The organism is Variovorax sp. Varisp36 (assembly GCF_047304235.1).
In the GTDB taxonomy this organism is placed as follows: domain Bacteria; phylum Pseudomonadota; class Gammaproteobacteria; order Burkholderiales; family Burkholderiaceae_C; genus Variovorax.
In genome coordinates this window covers 15,548-29,020 of sequence record NZ_JBGLYU010000035.1, presented here as the reverse complement: position 1 = coordinate 29,020, position 13,473 = coordinate 15,548, and the positions used below count along the sequence as shown (strand labels likewise).

Here is a 13,473-nt window from a genome sequence, read left to right as displayed (position 1 = left end):
ACCGGCAGCGGACTGCCTGCCGTGCACAATCTGCCCCAGCATGCGAATCCACGAACTGAAACGCCGACTGCGCGAAGCCGGAGCCGGCCCCAGCCACGAACAACGCATCCTGCGGCTGTGGTCCCATGCGCTGCCCCGGGACAGCGGCAGGCGTAAACCGTCGAGCTTCTTTCCGTCGTCGCTGATGGCTGTCCTGCCGTCGATCGAAGCCGAGCTTGCGGGGCTGGCGCGCATCCATGCGGTGCATCCCGGTGCCGATGGTTCAGAGCGGCTGCTCGTAGCCCTCGCGGACGGCCAGACCGTGGAGAGCGTGCTTCTGCCCCGTGATGGCCTGTGCGTCTCCTCGCAGGTCGGATGCGCCGTCGGGTGCCACTTCTGCATGACCGGCCGCGAAGGCTTGCTGCGCCAGGTGGGAAGCGCCGAGATCATTGCCCAGGTCGCCCTCGCGCGCATGCGGCGGCCGGTGCGCAAGGTGGTGTTCATGGGCATGGGTGAACCGGCCCACAACCTGGACAACGTGATGGAGGCGATCGACCTGCTCGGCACGGTGGGCAACGTTGGCCACAAGAACCTGGTGTTCTCGACCGTGGGCGATCCACGCGCGTTCGAGAGGCTGCACCAGGAACGCGTGAAGCCTGCGCTGGCGCTCTCGTTGCACACGACCAAGGCCGATCTGCGCCGCAAGCTCCTGCCGCGTGCGCCGAACATGACGCCCGAGGAACTGGTCGCCGCAGGCGAGCGCTATGCGCGTGCCACCGGCTACCCGATCCAGTACCAGTGGACGCTGTTGGAAGGCATCAACGACGGGCAGGATGAGATCGAAGGCATCGTCCAGCTGCTCTCCGGCAAGTACGGCGTGCTGAACATGATTCCCTTCAACGCGGTCGACGGCGTGGCGTTCAGCCGCCCGTCGTGGGAGCGTTGCGAACAGATGGCTCGCACGCTGCACGAGCGGGGCATCCTGACGAAGCTGCGCAATTCAGCCGGTCAGGATGTCGACGGCGGATGCGGCCAGTTGAGGGCGCGCGCAGCCGAAGTGCAGGTGCTGTTTCGAAAGACCGAAGACCGGCGTTAGGTCGACCCGCCCGCGTCCGGGTGCTGCAGCTTCACCGAGATCCCGTAAAGAGCCAGCATGCCGAGCACATGCCCGATGGCGACGCCTGGCTCGCCTGATTCGATCCGTGCGATGGTCTGGACGTGAACGCCCAGGCGTGCGGCAGCGGCGGCCTGGCCCTCGCCGGCACTGGTGCGCGCCAGCTTGGCGGCGGCGCCCAGCTCCTTGATCGCCAGAATGGCGTCGCCCCCGATGTCTGCGGAAATTCGTTTGCCTTTGGCCATTTCCGCATTGTCACCGCAGAGAATCCCCGCATGCCCCACGCCGTTTCCCTCCTTCGCGCCGCGCGCCTGGCGCGAAGCGCCAAACCCTTTCTGGCCCGCGGGGGCTTCAAGCGCGAGCGCTGCGCCGGCTGCCGGCTGGTGCCCAGCCACTGCATGTGCGCAGTGCGCCCGTCGGTGGCAACACGCGCTGGGGTGTGCCTGCTCATGGCCGACATCGAGCCGCTCAAGCCGACCAACACGGGTTGGCTGATTGCCGACGTGGTGGCCGATACCTTCGCCTTCGGCTGGATGCGCACCGACACCGACCCCGCGCTGCTGGCCTTGCTGAGCGACCCGCAGTGGCAACCGTACGTGGTGTTCCCGGGGCAGTACGCGGCGCCCGAGCGGGTGGTCGCCAGTGTCTCGTCGCCCGACCCAACCCGTGCCGGCACTGCCAAACGCCCGCTCTTCATCCTGTTCGACGGGACCTGGGCCGAGGCGCGCAAGATGTTCAGCAGGAGCCCTTACCTCGACCTGCTGCCCGTGCTGAGCCTGCAGCCGGAGCGGATCACGCAATACAAGCTGCGCCGCTCCGGCCGCGACGACCATTTCTGCACGAGCGAGGTGGCCGCGCTGTGCATGAACCTGGCAGGTGAACACGCCGCCGAGCAAACGCTGGAGGCCTATCTCGCGGTCTTCACGCACCACTACCTGAGTGCGAAGAAGCAGCAGCCCATTGCATGGGATGGGGCTGCGCATCAGCGGCTGCGCGAGCTGTCCGCTCTCCCGCTTTCATGAACCGCGCCGGCCGCTGATGGGCGCATGCAGCGCCATCAGCCCGGCCACCCAGTCGATGAACACGCGCAGCTTGGCGCTGACGTGCCGGTTCGGCGGAAACGCGATGTACAGCGGCATCGGGTCGAGCTGCCAGCCCTCGAACAGAGGTACCAGTTCCCCGTTCGCCACGTGCGCCTTGGCCAAGTAGTCGGGTAGCCAAAGGATGCCGAGTCCGGCCAGACCAGCCGCGAGGTAGGCATTGCCGTCGTCGACCGACAGCACGTAGCGGCCCTGCACCCCGATGTGCTCGCCATCGCGGCGCATGGTGTACGGAAAAGTCTTGCCGTTGCGCGACCACAGGAAGCCCACGATGCGGTGATGCGTGTCTTCCAGGTCCTGAGGGTGCGAGGGCGTGCCGGCGAGTTCCAGGTAGCTCGGCGCCGCATACACGCCGAGCTGCAGATCGCCCACGCGGCGTGCCATGAGCGACTGGTCGGTGAGTTCGCCGCCGCGCACCACGCAGTCCACGTTCTCGCCGATCAGGTCCACCATGCGATCGCTCACGCCCATGTCGAGCTGGATGTCGGGGTAGCGCGCGTGGAACGCCGGCAGCGCCGGCACCAGGATCGTGCGCGCCAGCGGGCTGGGCACGTCCACGCGCAGCCGGCCCCTGGGCGATGCCGAGGCGCCCGAGAGGCTGGTCTCGGCATCGTCCATGTCGGCCAGCAGGCGCACCACGCGCTCGTAGTAGGCCGCGCCGTCGGCAGTGACGTTGACCTTGCGCGTCGTGCGGTTGAGCAGCTTCACGCGCAGCCTCGCTTCGAGCTGCTGCACCAGCTGCGTCACGCTGGTCTTGCTCATGTGAAGCGTCTCGGCCGCCTTGGTGAAGCTGCCTGCTTCCACCACGCGGGCGAATGCCTGCATTGCATCGAAACGGTCCATGGTGCTGCTCCTGCGGATGCGCGGATTGTTTGGGTTCTGCAAACAGTGATTGTTGGCCTTGCCCGTTTATCCGGGAGGCGCGGCTCCCTAAAGTCCCTTCATCGTTATTTCTTCGGGAAGGCCATCCATCCATGATTCAGCGCGACGTCGTTTTTCCACCCCGGCGCCAGGCGCTCTACGAAAAGAATCGCTACTCGCCGGCGATCCGGTCCAACGGCTTCCTGTTCGTGTCGGGGCAGGTCGGCAGCCGCCCCGATGGCTCGCCGGAGCCCGATCTGGAGGCGCAGGTCCGGCGGGCGTTCGAGAACCTGAATGCGATCCTTGCGGCGGCGAACTGCACGTTCGACGACGTGGTCGACGTCACGGTGTTCATCGTCGATCCGGAGTCGAATTTCGAGACGGTCTGGAAGGTGGTGCCGGAGTACTGGGGCGGAGCGCCGCACCCGACGCTGACGGGGATCGGGGTGACGTGGCTCTACGGATTCCAGTTCGAGATCAAGGTGATTGCGAGGCTGCCGGAGAACAATGAGGGCTGAGCCCTGCGCTCGCCACGGGCCGCCCGGCCGCCTGCATGGGAGCGATCTCAGCGGATGGGCTTATGGTGACCTGCGCGGAGCTGGCTTGCGCGCTGGCCTTTCAGGTAGCCGGTCACGAGGCGCGCACCCTCGTCGATGAGCGCTTCCATCCGATCGTCGGTCAGAACCCTGGAGTGGTGCAGCACCGCGTTGTGCGTCAACGCCTCGATCGTGGTGACACATACAAACGATGCGAGCTCCAGGTCGTCGACGCCGAGTTCGTCCCGGGCTCCTTCTAGATAGGTACTGAACAGGCTGAAATTTTCACGACTGAAGGTTTCCAGCTTCTCCAGCTTTCCCACGCGCGGGATCTGTTCGGCGAGCACCCGATGCAGTTGGGGGTCGAGACGGTGGGCCTCTACCGCGACAGCGACGAACCTGCGCATCACCTGGTCCAGCGGCTGGCTCGAGACCTCGCTCAGCTCGCTGCGCACCATCTGCATGATCTGCTGCTGGTGGCGCTCGATCACGGCGGCGACGAGTGCCTCCTTGCTGGGGAAATATTGATAGAGCGAGCCGATGCTCACCCCCGCAACCTCCGCGATGCGGTTGGTGCTGGCCTTGTCGAAACCATCCTTGACCAGAATGCGAGCAGTTGCCTCGATCAGGTTGTCCACGGTCGCGCGCGATCGCTCCTGAATGGCGGTTTTCCTGGGCCGGATGACTGGTTTTCTCGTCATTTTCAGATGCCATCAATGCGAGTATGAAAAGCGAATGATCGCTCATATTCTGAGTGGGCGCGGACAGGCAGCGCAACTTCCTGCATGTAAGACCCGTGGCGCGCAAACCCCTCAGGAGACCATGACATGGACGACACACTGCATCACCTCTTCAGATACAAGGCTTGGGCAAACGACCAGCTGTTGACCGCGCTGGCCCGGCTTGGCGACAGCTCCTCGATCACCGCATTGGCCATCAAGGCCTTGAGCCACACCTACGTGGTCGACCGGATATTCGCCGCCCACATCAGGCGGGAAGCTCACGGGTACGCATCGGCCAACTTGAGCGAGATGCCAACGCTGGAAGATCTGTCCACCGATCTCCGGAGAAGCGATCAGGAATACATCGACTATGTGTCGACGCTCGATCTCGACCAACTGGCCGAACGAATCGACTTCGCGTTCACCGACGGCGCACAGGGGCGCATGTCCCGCGAGGAGATGCTCATGCATGTTGTCACGCACGGAGCAGGCCATCGTGGACAGGTGAGCGCGGTGATGCTGCTCAATTCGGTTCCACCGGCCAGGGATGGCTTCACGACGTACCTGCACGAGGCCCAGGCGTCGACGAGAGGGCGGGTCGCCGCTCGAGCGTAGTCGGGTTGCTACGTCCGCTCCGGGCCTGCTTGACGATGCCCCGCACGGTTTCTGGAGACAATGACCCCGCTCGAAGCCAAGCATGAGGGGATCAAGATGTCAGCTGACGACTGGTGGAAGTGCGGAATCGTCTATCAGGTCTACCCGCGTTCGTTCCAGGACAGCAACGGCGATGGCATCGGAGACCTCGACGGAATCCGCGCCCGGCTGGATCATCTGGTCTCGCTCGGCGTCGATGCCGTCTGGATCTCGCCGATCTATCCCTCGCCGATGGCCGACTTCGGCTACGACATCTCCGATTTCTGCGACATCGATCCGTGCTTCGGCACGCTCGATGGCTTCGATGCGCTGGTGCAGGAGGCCCATGCGAAGGGGCTCAAGCTCATCCTGGATTTCGTGCCCAACCACACGTCGGACCGGCATCCGTGGTTCGTGCAAAGCCGCAGCGCGCGCAGTGATGCGCGGCGCAACTGGTACATCTGGCGCGACCCGGGGCCCGACGGCGGGCCGCCCAATAACTGGCTCGGCAATTTCGGCGGCCCGGCCTGGAGCTTCGATGCGGCCACCGGGCAGTACTATGCCCATTCGTTCCTGAAGGAGCAGCCCGACCTCAACTGGCGCAACCCCGAAGTGCGCGCCGCGATGTATGAGGTGCTGCGCTTCTGGCTCCGGCGCGGCGTCGACGGATTCCGCGTCGACGTGCTCTCCCAGATCGTCAAGGACGCGCAGTTCCGCGACAACCCGCCGAATCCGGATTTCGTCGAAGGGCAGGACCCGTTTCTGCGCTTGACGATGCTTCACAACACGGACCTGCCGGAGGTGCAGCCGATCGTGGCCGAAATGCGCCGCGTGGTCGATGAGTTCAGCGATGCACGCTCGTCGCGCGTGCTGATCGGCGAGCTCTACCTGCCGCTCGCGCGCCTGGTCGCCTACTACGGCCTCAACGCCCAGGGCGTGCTCGAAGGTGTGCAGCTGCCCTTCAACTTCCAGCTGATCGCGACCGAGTGGCAGGCGGCGCGCATCGACCGCCTGGTGCGCGACTACGAAGCCGCCTTGCCCGCCGGCGCCCAGCCGAACTGGGTGCTGGGCAATCACGACAGATCCCGCATTGCAAGCCGCGTCGGGCCACGGATGGCGCGGCTCGCGGCCATGCTGCTGCTCACGCTGCGCGGCACGCCCACGCTCTACTACGGCGACGAGATCGGCATGACGGACGTCCCCATTCCTGCCGACGAAGTGCAGGACCCGTTCGAGAAGAACAAGCCCGGCATGGGCCTGGGCCGAGACCCGGAGAGAACGCCCATGCAGTGGAGCGCCGAAGCGCACGCCGGCTTCACGACGGGAATTCCGTGGCTGCGCCTCGCATCCGACTGGCACATGCACAACGTCGAAGTGCAGTCGCGCGATCCGGGCTCCATGCTGGCGCTCTACAAGCGCCTCATCGCGTTGCGCCGCGCGCAGCCTGCGCTGCACCGGGGCAGCTACGAAGCGCTTGAAGCCGGGGACGAGATGCTCGCCTATGCGCGCGAGAGCGACGGACAGCGGCTGGTGGTGATATTGAACTTCGGCGCCACCTCGGCGCCGGTATCGCCGGCGCTGTTGCCGCGCCAGCCGATCGTGCTGGCATCGACCGATCCTGCGCGCGCCGGATCGATCGAAGGGCCCCTGGTGCTGGCGCCTTGCGAAGGTGTCCTCATCGGCGCGGTGAGCGACAAGGGCCCGACGACACGATGAGGGATCAAGGCTTGCCGGTCGGGATCTCGACGTAGCTGCGCGCATGCCAGCGCACGCGCACGGGCCATTTCGCGTCGGCAATGGTTTCCGAGTTCACGTCCTTGCCGCTGCCGTAATTGACCTGCCGGTCGGGGCGCCTGTTGAGGCCGATCACCAGCACGATGCGGCTGCCCGCCGCGAGCCTGCAAGCGGTGACCCGCTCGGTGGTGAAGGCCAGCAGCTGGCGCTCGCCGGCCCGAAGAAGCCGGCGGCGCACGCGATGGCCGGCGTAGCTCGCGCGGAAGTCGTAGGGGTCGAACAGCAGCTGGTATTCGCCGCTCGCCGTCTGCTCGTACAGCGAGATGTGGAAGTCCACGTCCTGCCGCGAGGGTGTGATGTCGAACACGCCGCGCAGGCTGCCGGCGATCTCGGTGTCCGAAGGCAGCGGGTCACTGGCAAAGCTGATGCCGTTGCGCGCCGGCACTTCCTTCACGCGCAGCGCGTCGGGCCACGGCATGCCCACGTCGCGCCGATCGGCGAGATCGACCGAGAGCCGCGCGCTGCCACCGCCTTCGGACGGCGACGGCAACAGGCGGTGCGGGTCGTCGCGCCCATTGGTGTCGAGATAGAGGCGCAGCGGCGCGCGCTCCTGCGCGTCCAGCATCGGCACATGGCGCCACTGGTCCGCGCCCATCACCTGGTAGTTGATGCGATCCAGCAGCAGGGAAGGCTTGTTCGCGCCCTTCAGGATGTGGTCGAGCCATTGGTAGCGCAGCTCGGGCAGGTCGACGCGCGCGACGGGGTCCAGCGTGTAGCCGCGCAGCGTCGGCGCCGTGCCGCGGCGGATCGAGGTCGCGTCGTAGGGGCCAAGCAGCAGCGTCGTGTCGGCCTGCGGCCGGTTGCGAAGATGCTCGTGGTGGAAGTAGAGCGCGCCGGCGTCGGCGCCGTAGTAGCCGGCGAAGCTGAGCACCGGGATGTCGATGCGCGCGAACTGCTCCGCCGACGGCAGGAACTTCTGCCAGTAGCGGTCGTGGCTCGGGTGCGTCAGCCAGGCGTGGATCAGCCTGCTGCGCCTGCCCAGCAGGACGCGGTCCACGTCCCAGTAGGGGCGATTGCCGCGATGCCAGCGCGCGTCGAGTGCCTGCCATACCGCGTCCGGGCCGGCGTCGGCGTCGATGCCGGCCTGCAGGGGCTCGGCATCCGCGTGCTCCTGCGCCCAGCGGACCATGGCGTTGCGGAAGATCTGTCCGGCCATCGGGAAGTCGATGCCCGGCGCCATCGGCGCGATGGTGGCGATGGCCTTGAGCGCCGCCGGCCTCTTGCGCGCGGCGGCCCAGGCGGCGTAGCCGGAGTAGCCGTCGCCGAGCATGGCAACGCGGCCGTCGCTCCACGCCTGCCGGGCGATCCAGTCGATGACGGCGGCGGCATCTTCGCCGTCGCGAATGAAGGGCCACACGGCGCCCTTGCCGTCGTGCGTGCGTCCGCGCACGTATGCCGTGACGCCGATGTAGCCCCTGGCGGCGCTGCGCCTGGCGTCGTCCTCGGCCGGGTCGAGCGTGAAGCGCAGCAGCGTCGACAGCGCGCCGTCCATGCGGCCGGGCCGGACCACGCTGGCATGGATGACGCCGCCCCGCACGGGAATCCTGACGTCGGCCTCCGCCACGTAGCGGCTGCCGTTTTGCGCGGCGAACAATTCGGGCAGCAGCGCACTGAAGCTGCGGCGCGACTGGAACGAGAGCCAGGTTCGCACGAGCGCCAATGCCTCGGCCTCCGGGAGGCTGCCCTTCGCGCGCCAGAGATCGAAGGCCTGGCGCAGCGGCTCCCTGTATGTAGCCGGCGGAATCTCGAGCCGCGCCATGACGGCCTGGGCCTGCGCGTTGTCGAGAGGCGACACCAGCTCATGGAACGAGCGCGAGTAGGCTTCGGCGAAGCCGAGGCGCCCGTCCGCCTCGAGCATGCGCGCATTCGCATAGATGCCATCGAGGATCGCACGCTCGACCAGGCCGTCGAAGGGCTTGCCCTGGCGCCGGTCGCGCAGGGAGCGGCTGCTGTCGTAGGCTGCACGGTAGGCGCCGCTGACGATCTGCAGGGCGGTGACGTTGGCCAGGAAGGAATCGGTGTCCGCGTCCTGGTACACCGGCAGGATGCGCTCGGCCAAGTCCCGCATCAGGTCCGCAGCGGCGGCATCGTCCGGGTCGCGCGGCGGCCGGAAGCCGAAATCAGCCGCCCGGGACCCGGTGGGCCAGGCAGGGAGCGCAAGAGCCAGCCGCATGAGGGCGCGGCGCGCACGGCTGACGGTTGGCAGGGGGCGTCTCATGGTCGCTGCTCCTCGGGCACGGCGTGCGGCGCTTTGACCAGATGAACCACCTGCGTGAACAGCCGGTCGTGCGCCTCGCCGGCTGAGCCTATGTGAATGATGCCCGTGTGGGTGAGCTTGCCAAGCACGCCGATGATGAGTTCGAGCGTGTCGTCGTCGAATGCGCTGAAGGCCTCGTCCATCACCAGCCAGGGCGGCGCCTGCAGCACCACGCGGGCGAAGCCCAGCCGCAGTTGCTCGTCCATGCTGAGCTCGCTTTCCCAGCGGCCCTTCCTGTCAAGCAAGGGTTCCAGGCGCTGGAGGCCCACGCTTGCCAGCGCGGCCACCATGGCATCTCTGGGATAGGTCGTCGGCTCCATCGCATACGACAGCACTTCGGCCAGCGTGCCGCGGGGAATGTAGGGCGTGCCGCGCGGCATGTAGTGGATCGTCTCGCCTCCCGGCCGGCGCACCGTGCCGGAGCCCCAGGGCCACAGGCCCGCAAGCGAGCGGAACAGCAGCGTCTTCTCGGCACCCGGCGTGCCGAGGATCAGCACGCGCTGGCCGCGGTGCACGACCAGGCCCGAAACGTCCAGCCGATCGTGGCCGCTCCAGGAGCGAACTTCCAGCGCTTCGATCGCGAGCGTTCCGCCTTCGCCTTCCTCGTAGGCGATGCGACTGCCGCTCGCCCGTGCCTCCAGATCGGACGCCAGCATCCGGCGCAGGTCGGTCACGCGCAGCAGCGTGGCGCGCCAGTCGGCAATGATGCTGAAGTTGTCGACGAACCAGCGCAGCGACGACTGCGCCTGCGTGAAGGCCGCGGCAGCCATCATCAGGCCGCCGAACGAAACCTTCCCCGAGAAATACAGCGGTGCGGCCACCAGCGTCGGCGCGATGATGGTGATCCAGCCGAAGCCCGCGGTGACCCAGGTCAGGTTGGTCAGCCCGAGCACCACGCGCGACGTGGCGCGCAGCACGTCGCCGAAATGCATGGCGACGCGACGCTTCTCGTCGGCCTCGCCACCGGCCAGGGAGATGCCGTCCAGATGCTCGTTGATGCGCGTCAGCGAGAAGCGCAATTCGCCTTCGCGCGCGTAGCGCTCGGCGTTGCGCGAGATCAGGCCGTTGCCGACCCAGTAGGTGACCAGCGACCCGGCCACCGCATAGACAATCGCCGCCCACAACATGAAGCCCGGCAACACATGGTCCTGGCCGTCGAAGAAGATGCTGAAGTCCTTGGAGAGCACCCACAGCACGCTCGCGAAGCTGCCGAACAGCATCGTGGCCTGCAGCAGGCCCACGCCGAGGGTGACCGACAGATCGCACAGCTTCAGCGTGTCGTCGTGCATGCGCTGATCCGGGTGGGCACCCATCGGGCCGCTGGCCTGGAGCCAGAACGCCCGGCGCGGCTGCAGCCACAGCCCCACCAGGTCGTTGACCACTGCCTTTCGCAGCTTCAGTTGCAAGGTTTCGCCGAGCCACCGCTGCGCGACGTTCAAGACCAGCAGCGCGCCCGCAATCACCGCGAAGACGCCGACCTGCACGATGAATTCGCTCAGGTCGCGGCGCGAGATCGCGTCGTAGAACGGCTTGTTCCAGCTGTTGAGCTCGATCTGCCCATACGCCGTGAGCGCGACGACCACGACGATCGCGCCCATCAGCGCGACAAGCGTTTTCGCGACCGGGGATACGCGCAAGGCGCCGAGCAGCTCGCCGACCTGGCGGAAGACGCCGGTCCTTGCAGCCGGCTCGGCAGGGTCGCCTGGCCTTGCGCTCATCGTTACCGCGATGCCTGAGAGGCGGCGGCCGCGATGCGGCGCGCGAAGACACACGAAATGAACGCGGCGTGGCTCCAGGCCAATTGCTTCGCCGAGGTCTGCGCGCCGCTGTGCTGATCGAACTGCTCCGACAGATCACCGCCGGCCGGCGTGTATGTGCGTACGGTGGCCAGGTAGGCGTCGCCGCGCTCCATCCACTGGTTCCCATGGCATGCATCGCCGCCCAGCGCCGCGGCGCGGAAACAGAACTCGGCGGCACCGAGCGTCGAGAAGTAGTACGCGCCGCCTGAGCAGTACACGTCGCCGGCGTACCGGCCCATCGCCGTGCCACGGCCTGCGGCACGGCCGTGGTTGATCGGATAGGCAGCGTCGAACAGTGCGTCGAGCCGCGCCAGCGTGGCCTGCATGCGCAGATCGGCCGGGCTGTGCGAGGCCTCGGTGCCGAGGCTGTGGATCGCCGACAGGATCACCGCGATGTCCAGCGCCTTCGGACTGGGCCGGCCGTCGGCCAGCACGCGCGAACGGTAGTAGCCGTGCGTCGCGCCTTCCTCATCGACCCAGTAGCCATCGAGCAGGCGCAGCACGGCCTGCGACTCCTCCCGGCAGCGCTGCGCCTGCGCCGCGTCGCCCAGGCCCTCCAGCCATGCCGCGCCTTCGGCCAGCGCTGCTGCCGAGACGCGCAGCGTGTAGTAGTGATGGCCGCTTTCCTCCTCCCAGATGTCGAACGACGGCTCGCGCCAGTGGCGCAGCGTGAAGCCGAGGTCGAAGCGGATCAGCGGCGCGACCTCGGCCAGCAGGGCCGCGTCGAGGTGCCCGCCGGCCACCCAGCGCAGCAGCGCCAGCGCTCGCAGCGGCGGCCCGTCGTGCTGGGGGCGCGCCCAACGCAGGACATCGAGCGTGCCGTCGGGGTTCACCCGCGTCTCGGCGGCGACGGCATCGCCGTGGACGCCCGCGAGCTCATGGTCCTCGCGCAGGTACTGCAGCAATTCGGGAGCCACGCGCGTCCTGCGGTCCTGCACCGCGGCAATCGCGCGGCCGTCGAGTGCGTTCAAGGCAAGACTGAAGCGGATGAAGTCGCGCAGATGCTGCAGGGCTTCGGCGCCGATGCGTCGCTCGACGTAGAGCAGGCGCAGCGCATCGATGACGACGGCGGAATCCCGGAACCAATGGAAGAAGTAGTCCGGGTCAGGGTCGTAGTTGCCGAGCACCGGCGAGGCGACGATGGCACCGGCGACCGGCCGTATGGTCTGGCCGAAGCCTGGGCGATGCTTGACGATCGACACCGGCGAGACGCTGGACAGCATCGCGCTCGCCGAATGGGAGAGCTGTCCGTCGAGCCAGGACTCGAACGCCGGGTCTTGATGACTCGCCACGCCGAATGTCACAGTGCCGGTGACCCGAGGTGCGGGCTGCTGAAGTCCAGGCGGTGCAGCCCGGCCTGCACCTCGGGCACGCTCATGAACAGTTTCCAGAGCAGGCCTGTGCGATGGTTCTCCATCATCACGACGATCGGGCCCTGGTCGATGGCGAGAAAAGTCTCTGCGAACCAATCGCGCCGTTCGCAGAACGCATCGACGAAGCCGTAGTCCTTCCACAAGCGCGTGCCATGCACGGTGAGGAAATGCCGCAGAACCTGCATCACCTCGGTGGGCGCATACGGCAGGCTGGCCAATGCGGCCGTCGGCGAAATGGTGCCGTTGTCGACGTCCGGGGCGTGCGCGAGGTAGCCGTCGGGGTCGTCGCTGGCGGTCAGGCCCCAGCACGATTCGCCGTAGCCCGGGTGGCCATGAGGATTGGCGATGCAGTGTGCACGGTTGATCTGCAGGTGGCGGCAGTTGAGATCCCAGTAATCGGCGTAGCGATCCTTCAGGCCGTGCGGATCGAGGCCGCAGAACGAGTAGTGCGTGAAGAACAGCGGGCCGCCATACGGCATGCCCAGCGGTATCTCGATGCCGTAGTACGACCGGCCGTTGAGGAAACCAGCCCCCGCCGCAAAGCCGCGGTGGTACACCCGCGGATCGATCGCATGGCGCGGCGCGGCCGCCGCCAGCAGATAGGTGATGAGGCACTCGTTCCAGCCGCGCACTTCATGGTTCATCGCCCAGCCGTGGTTCGGGCTCCAGTGCCAATACAACACGTCCCGTCCGCCCTGGGTGAACCAGTTCCATTCGACCTCGTGCCACAGTGTGTCGATGTCACTGCGCAACCGGCGCGCCGCGGCCGTGTTCTCGCTGAAATACTGGCGCGCACAGAGCAGGCCCATGCAGAGGAACGAGGTCTCGACCAGATCGCCCGCGTCGTCCTTGGGGCTCATCGGGATCGTCGCGCCGCTTGCTGCGTCCATGAAGTGGGGGAAGGCACCGTGGTAGCGCCTGGCGCGGAAGAGGGCGTCGCGCATGCGCCCCAGGCGCTCCAGCGCTGCGTCCCGCGTGACCCAGCCGCGTTCCACCGCGACGATCATGGCCATGATGCCGAAGCCCGTGCCGCCGATCGCGACCCTCTCGTCGGCCAGGTCTTCGCCCGTGGCGCTGACGAGCGTGCGGCGGTCGAGTGCCAGGCCGCTGGCGGCATCCGCACCGTCCCAGAAATAGCGGAAGGTCTGCCGCTGTACGGCGTCGATCAAGGCTTCATCGGGCAGGGCAGCCAGTGCCCTCGGGTTCCTGTCATCCTTCTGCACGAACGGTTCCTTTCGTTGTCGTCCCGGGTGTCACGGTTGGTTTTCATCGAATCATCGGCGTCACGCGGCCGACGGCTCCCCC

General features: G+C 67.2%; 12 protein-coding genes. 5 read left to right on the top strand and 7 right to left on the bottom strand.

Annotated elements, in window-relative coordinates; genetic code table 11:
- Positions 1-40: 40 nt before the first annotated feature.
- Positions 41-1,075, top strand: coding sequence for an RNA methyltransferase (locus ACCD11_RS19885; RefSeq protein ID WP_413315156.1), 1,035 nt, complete (start codon positions 41-43; stop codon positions 1,073-1,075).
- Here ACCD11_RS19885 and ACCD11_RS19880 read toward each other — a convergent pair.
- Positions 1,072-1,338, bottom strand: a complete 267-nt coding sequence (locus ACCD11_RS19880) for a helix-turn-helix domain-containing protein (protein WP_042672889.1) — start codon at positions 1,336-1,338, stop codon at positions 1,072-1,074. The two genes, ACCD11_RS19885 and ACCD11_RS19880, sit on opposite strands and share 4 nt — an antisense overlap.
- Positions 1,339-1,368: 30 nt before the next feature.
- Between ACCD11_RS19880 and ACCD11_RS19875 the strand changes: the two genes are divergently transcribed.
- Positions 1,369-2,115, top strand: a complete 747-nt coding sequence (locus ACCD11_RS19875; RefSeq protein ID WP_413315155.1) for a tRNA-uridine aminocarboxypropyltransferase — start codon at positions 1,369-1,371, stop codon at positions 2,113-2,115.
- On the opposite strand, the gene ACCD11_RS19870 is transcribed toward ACCD11_RS19875, so the two are convergent.
- Positions 2,110-3,036: a LysR substrate-binding domain-containing protein gene (locus ACCD11_RS19870; RefSeq protein WP_413315154.1), complete on the bottom strand. Its 927-nt coding sequence runs from the start codon at positions 3,034-3,036 to the stop codon at positions 2,110-2,112. The two genes, ACCD11_RS19875 and ACCD11_RS19870, sit on opposite strands and share 6 nt — an antisense overlap.
- Before the next feature lie 131 nt (positions 3,037-3,167).
- Here ACCD11_RS19870 and ACCD11_RS19865 point away from each other — a divergent pair, with 131 nt between their 5' ends.
- The gene (locus ACCD11_RS19865; RefSeq protein WP_413315153.1) at positions 3,168-3,572 is read left to right on the top strand and encodes a RidA family protein; all 405 of its coding nucleotides are present in this window, start codon (positions 3,168-3,170) and stop codon (positions 3,570-3,572) included.
- A gap of 47 nt (positions 3,573-3,619) precedes the next feature.
- Here the strand turns inward: ACCD11_RS19865 and ACCD11_RS19860 are convergent, their stop codons facing one another.
- Complete coding sequence (locus ACCD11_RS19860; protein WP_413315152.1) at positions 3,620-4,291, bottom strand: TetR/AcrR family transcriptional regulator; 672 nt, start codon at positions 4,289-4,291, stop codon at positions 3,620-3,622.
- A gap of 126 nt (positions 4,292-4,417) precedes the next feature.
- Between ACCD11_RS19860 and ACCD11_RS19855 the strand changes: the two genes are divergently transcribed.
- Entirely contained in the window at positions 4,418-4,927 is a 510-nt protein-coding gene (locus ACCD11_RS19855) for a DinB family protein (protein ID WP_007830036.1), read from the top strand.
- Positions 4,928-5,023: 96 nt separating this feature from the next.
- Positions 5,024-6,661 carry an alpha-amylase family glycosyl hydrolase gene (locus tag ACCD11_RS19850; RefSeq protein WP_413315151.1) on the top strand — a complete coding sequence of 546 codons (1,638 nt, stop codon included), beginning with the start codon at positions 5,024-5,026 and terminating at the stop codon, positions 6,659-6,661.
- Positions 6,662-6,665: 4 nt separating this feature from the next.
- Here the strand turns inward: ACCD11_RS19850 and ACCD11_RS19845 are convergent, their stop codons facing one another.
- From ACCD11_RS19845 to ACCD11_RS19830, 4 genes are read right to left on the bottom strand one after another with little or no spacing between them, the layout of a single operon-like run.
- Positions 6,666-8,957: a CocE/NonD family hydrolase gene (locus tag ACCD11_RS19845; protein ID WP_413315150.1), complete on the bottom strand. Its 2,292-nt coding sequence runs from the start codon at positions 8,955-8,957 to the stop codon at positions 6,666-6,668.
- Positions 8,954-10,714, bottom strand: coding sequence for an ABC transporter ATP-binding protein/permease (locus ACCD11_RS19840; RefSeq protein WP_007830041.1), 1,761 nt, complete (start codon positions 10,712-10,714; stop codon positions 8,954-8,956). The genes ACCD11_RS19845 and ACCD11_RS19840 overlap by 4 nt, the downstream gene beginning before the upstream one ends.
- A gap of 2 nt (positions 10,715-10,716) precedes the next feature.
- A complete protein-coding gene (locus ACCD11_RS19835) occupies positions 10,717-12,087 on the bottom strand; it encodes a glycoside hydrolase family 15 protein (protein WP_413315149.1) in 1,371 nt (456 codons plus the stop codon).
- Positions 12,088-12,095: 8 nt separating this feature from the next.
- Positions 12,096-13,391: a glucoamylase family protein gene (locus ACCD11_RS19830; RefSeq protein ID WP_413315148.1), complete on the bottom strand. Its 1,296-nt coding sequence runs from the start codon at positions 13,389-13,391 to the stop codon at positions 12,096-12,098.
- Positions 13,392-13,473 lie beyond the last annotated feature (82 nt).

Excerpts from the sequence above, each read along its gene's own strand:
- ACCD11_RS19860 (WP_413315152.1), bottom strand. The coding sequence starts at position 4,291 with ATGACGAGAAAACCAGTCATCCGGCCCAGGAAAACCGCCATTCAGGAG.
- ACCD11_RS19870 (WP_413315154.1), bottom strand. The coding sequence starts at position 3,036 with ATGGACCGTTTCGATGCAATGCAGGCATTCGCCCGCGTGGTGGAAGCA.
- ACCD11_RS19845 (WP_413315150.1), bottom strand. The coding sequence starts at position 8,957 with ATGAGACGCCCCCTGCCAACCGTCAGCCGTGCGCGCCGCGCCCTCATG.
- ACCD11_RS19885 (WP_413315156.1), top strand. The coding sequence starts at position 41 with ATGCGAATCCACGAACTGAAACGCCGACTGCGCGAAGCCGGAGCCGGC.
- ACCD11_RS19850 (WP_413315151.1), top strand. The coding sequence starts at position 5,024 with ATGTCAGCTGACGACTGGTGGAAGTGCGGAATCGTCTATCAGGTCTAC.
- ACCD11_RS19840 (WP_007830041.1), bottom strand. The coding sequence starts at position 10,714 with ATGAGCGCAAGGCCAGGCGACCCTGCCGAGCCGGCTGCAAGGACCGGC.
- ACCD11_RS19865 (WP_413315153.1), top strand. The coding sequence starts at position 3,168 with ATGATTCAGCGCGACGTCGTTTTTCCACCCCGGCGCCAGGCGCTCTAC.
- ACCD11_RS19855 (WP_007830036.1), top strand. The coding sequence starts at position 4,418 with ATGGACGACACACTGCATCACCTCTTCAGATACAAGGCTTGGGCAAAC.
- ACCD11_RS19875 (WP_413315155.1), top strand. The coding sequence starts at position 1,369 with ATGCCCCACGCCGTTTCCCTCCTTCGCGCCGCGCGCCTGGCGCGAAGC.
- ACCD11_RS19880 (WP_042672889.1), bottom strand. The coding sequence starts at position 1,338 with ATGGCCAAAGGCAAACGAATTTCCGCAGACATCGGGGGCGACGCCATT.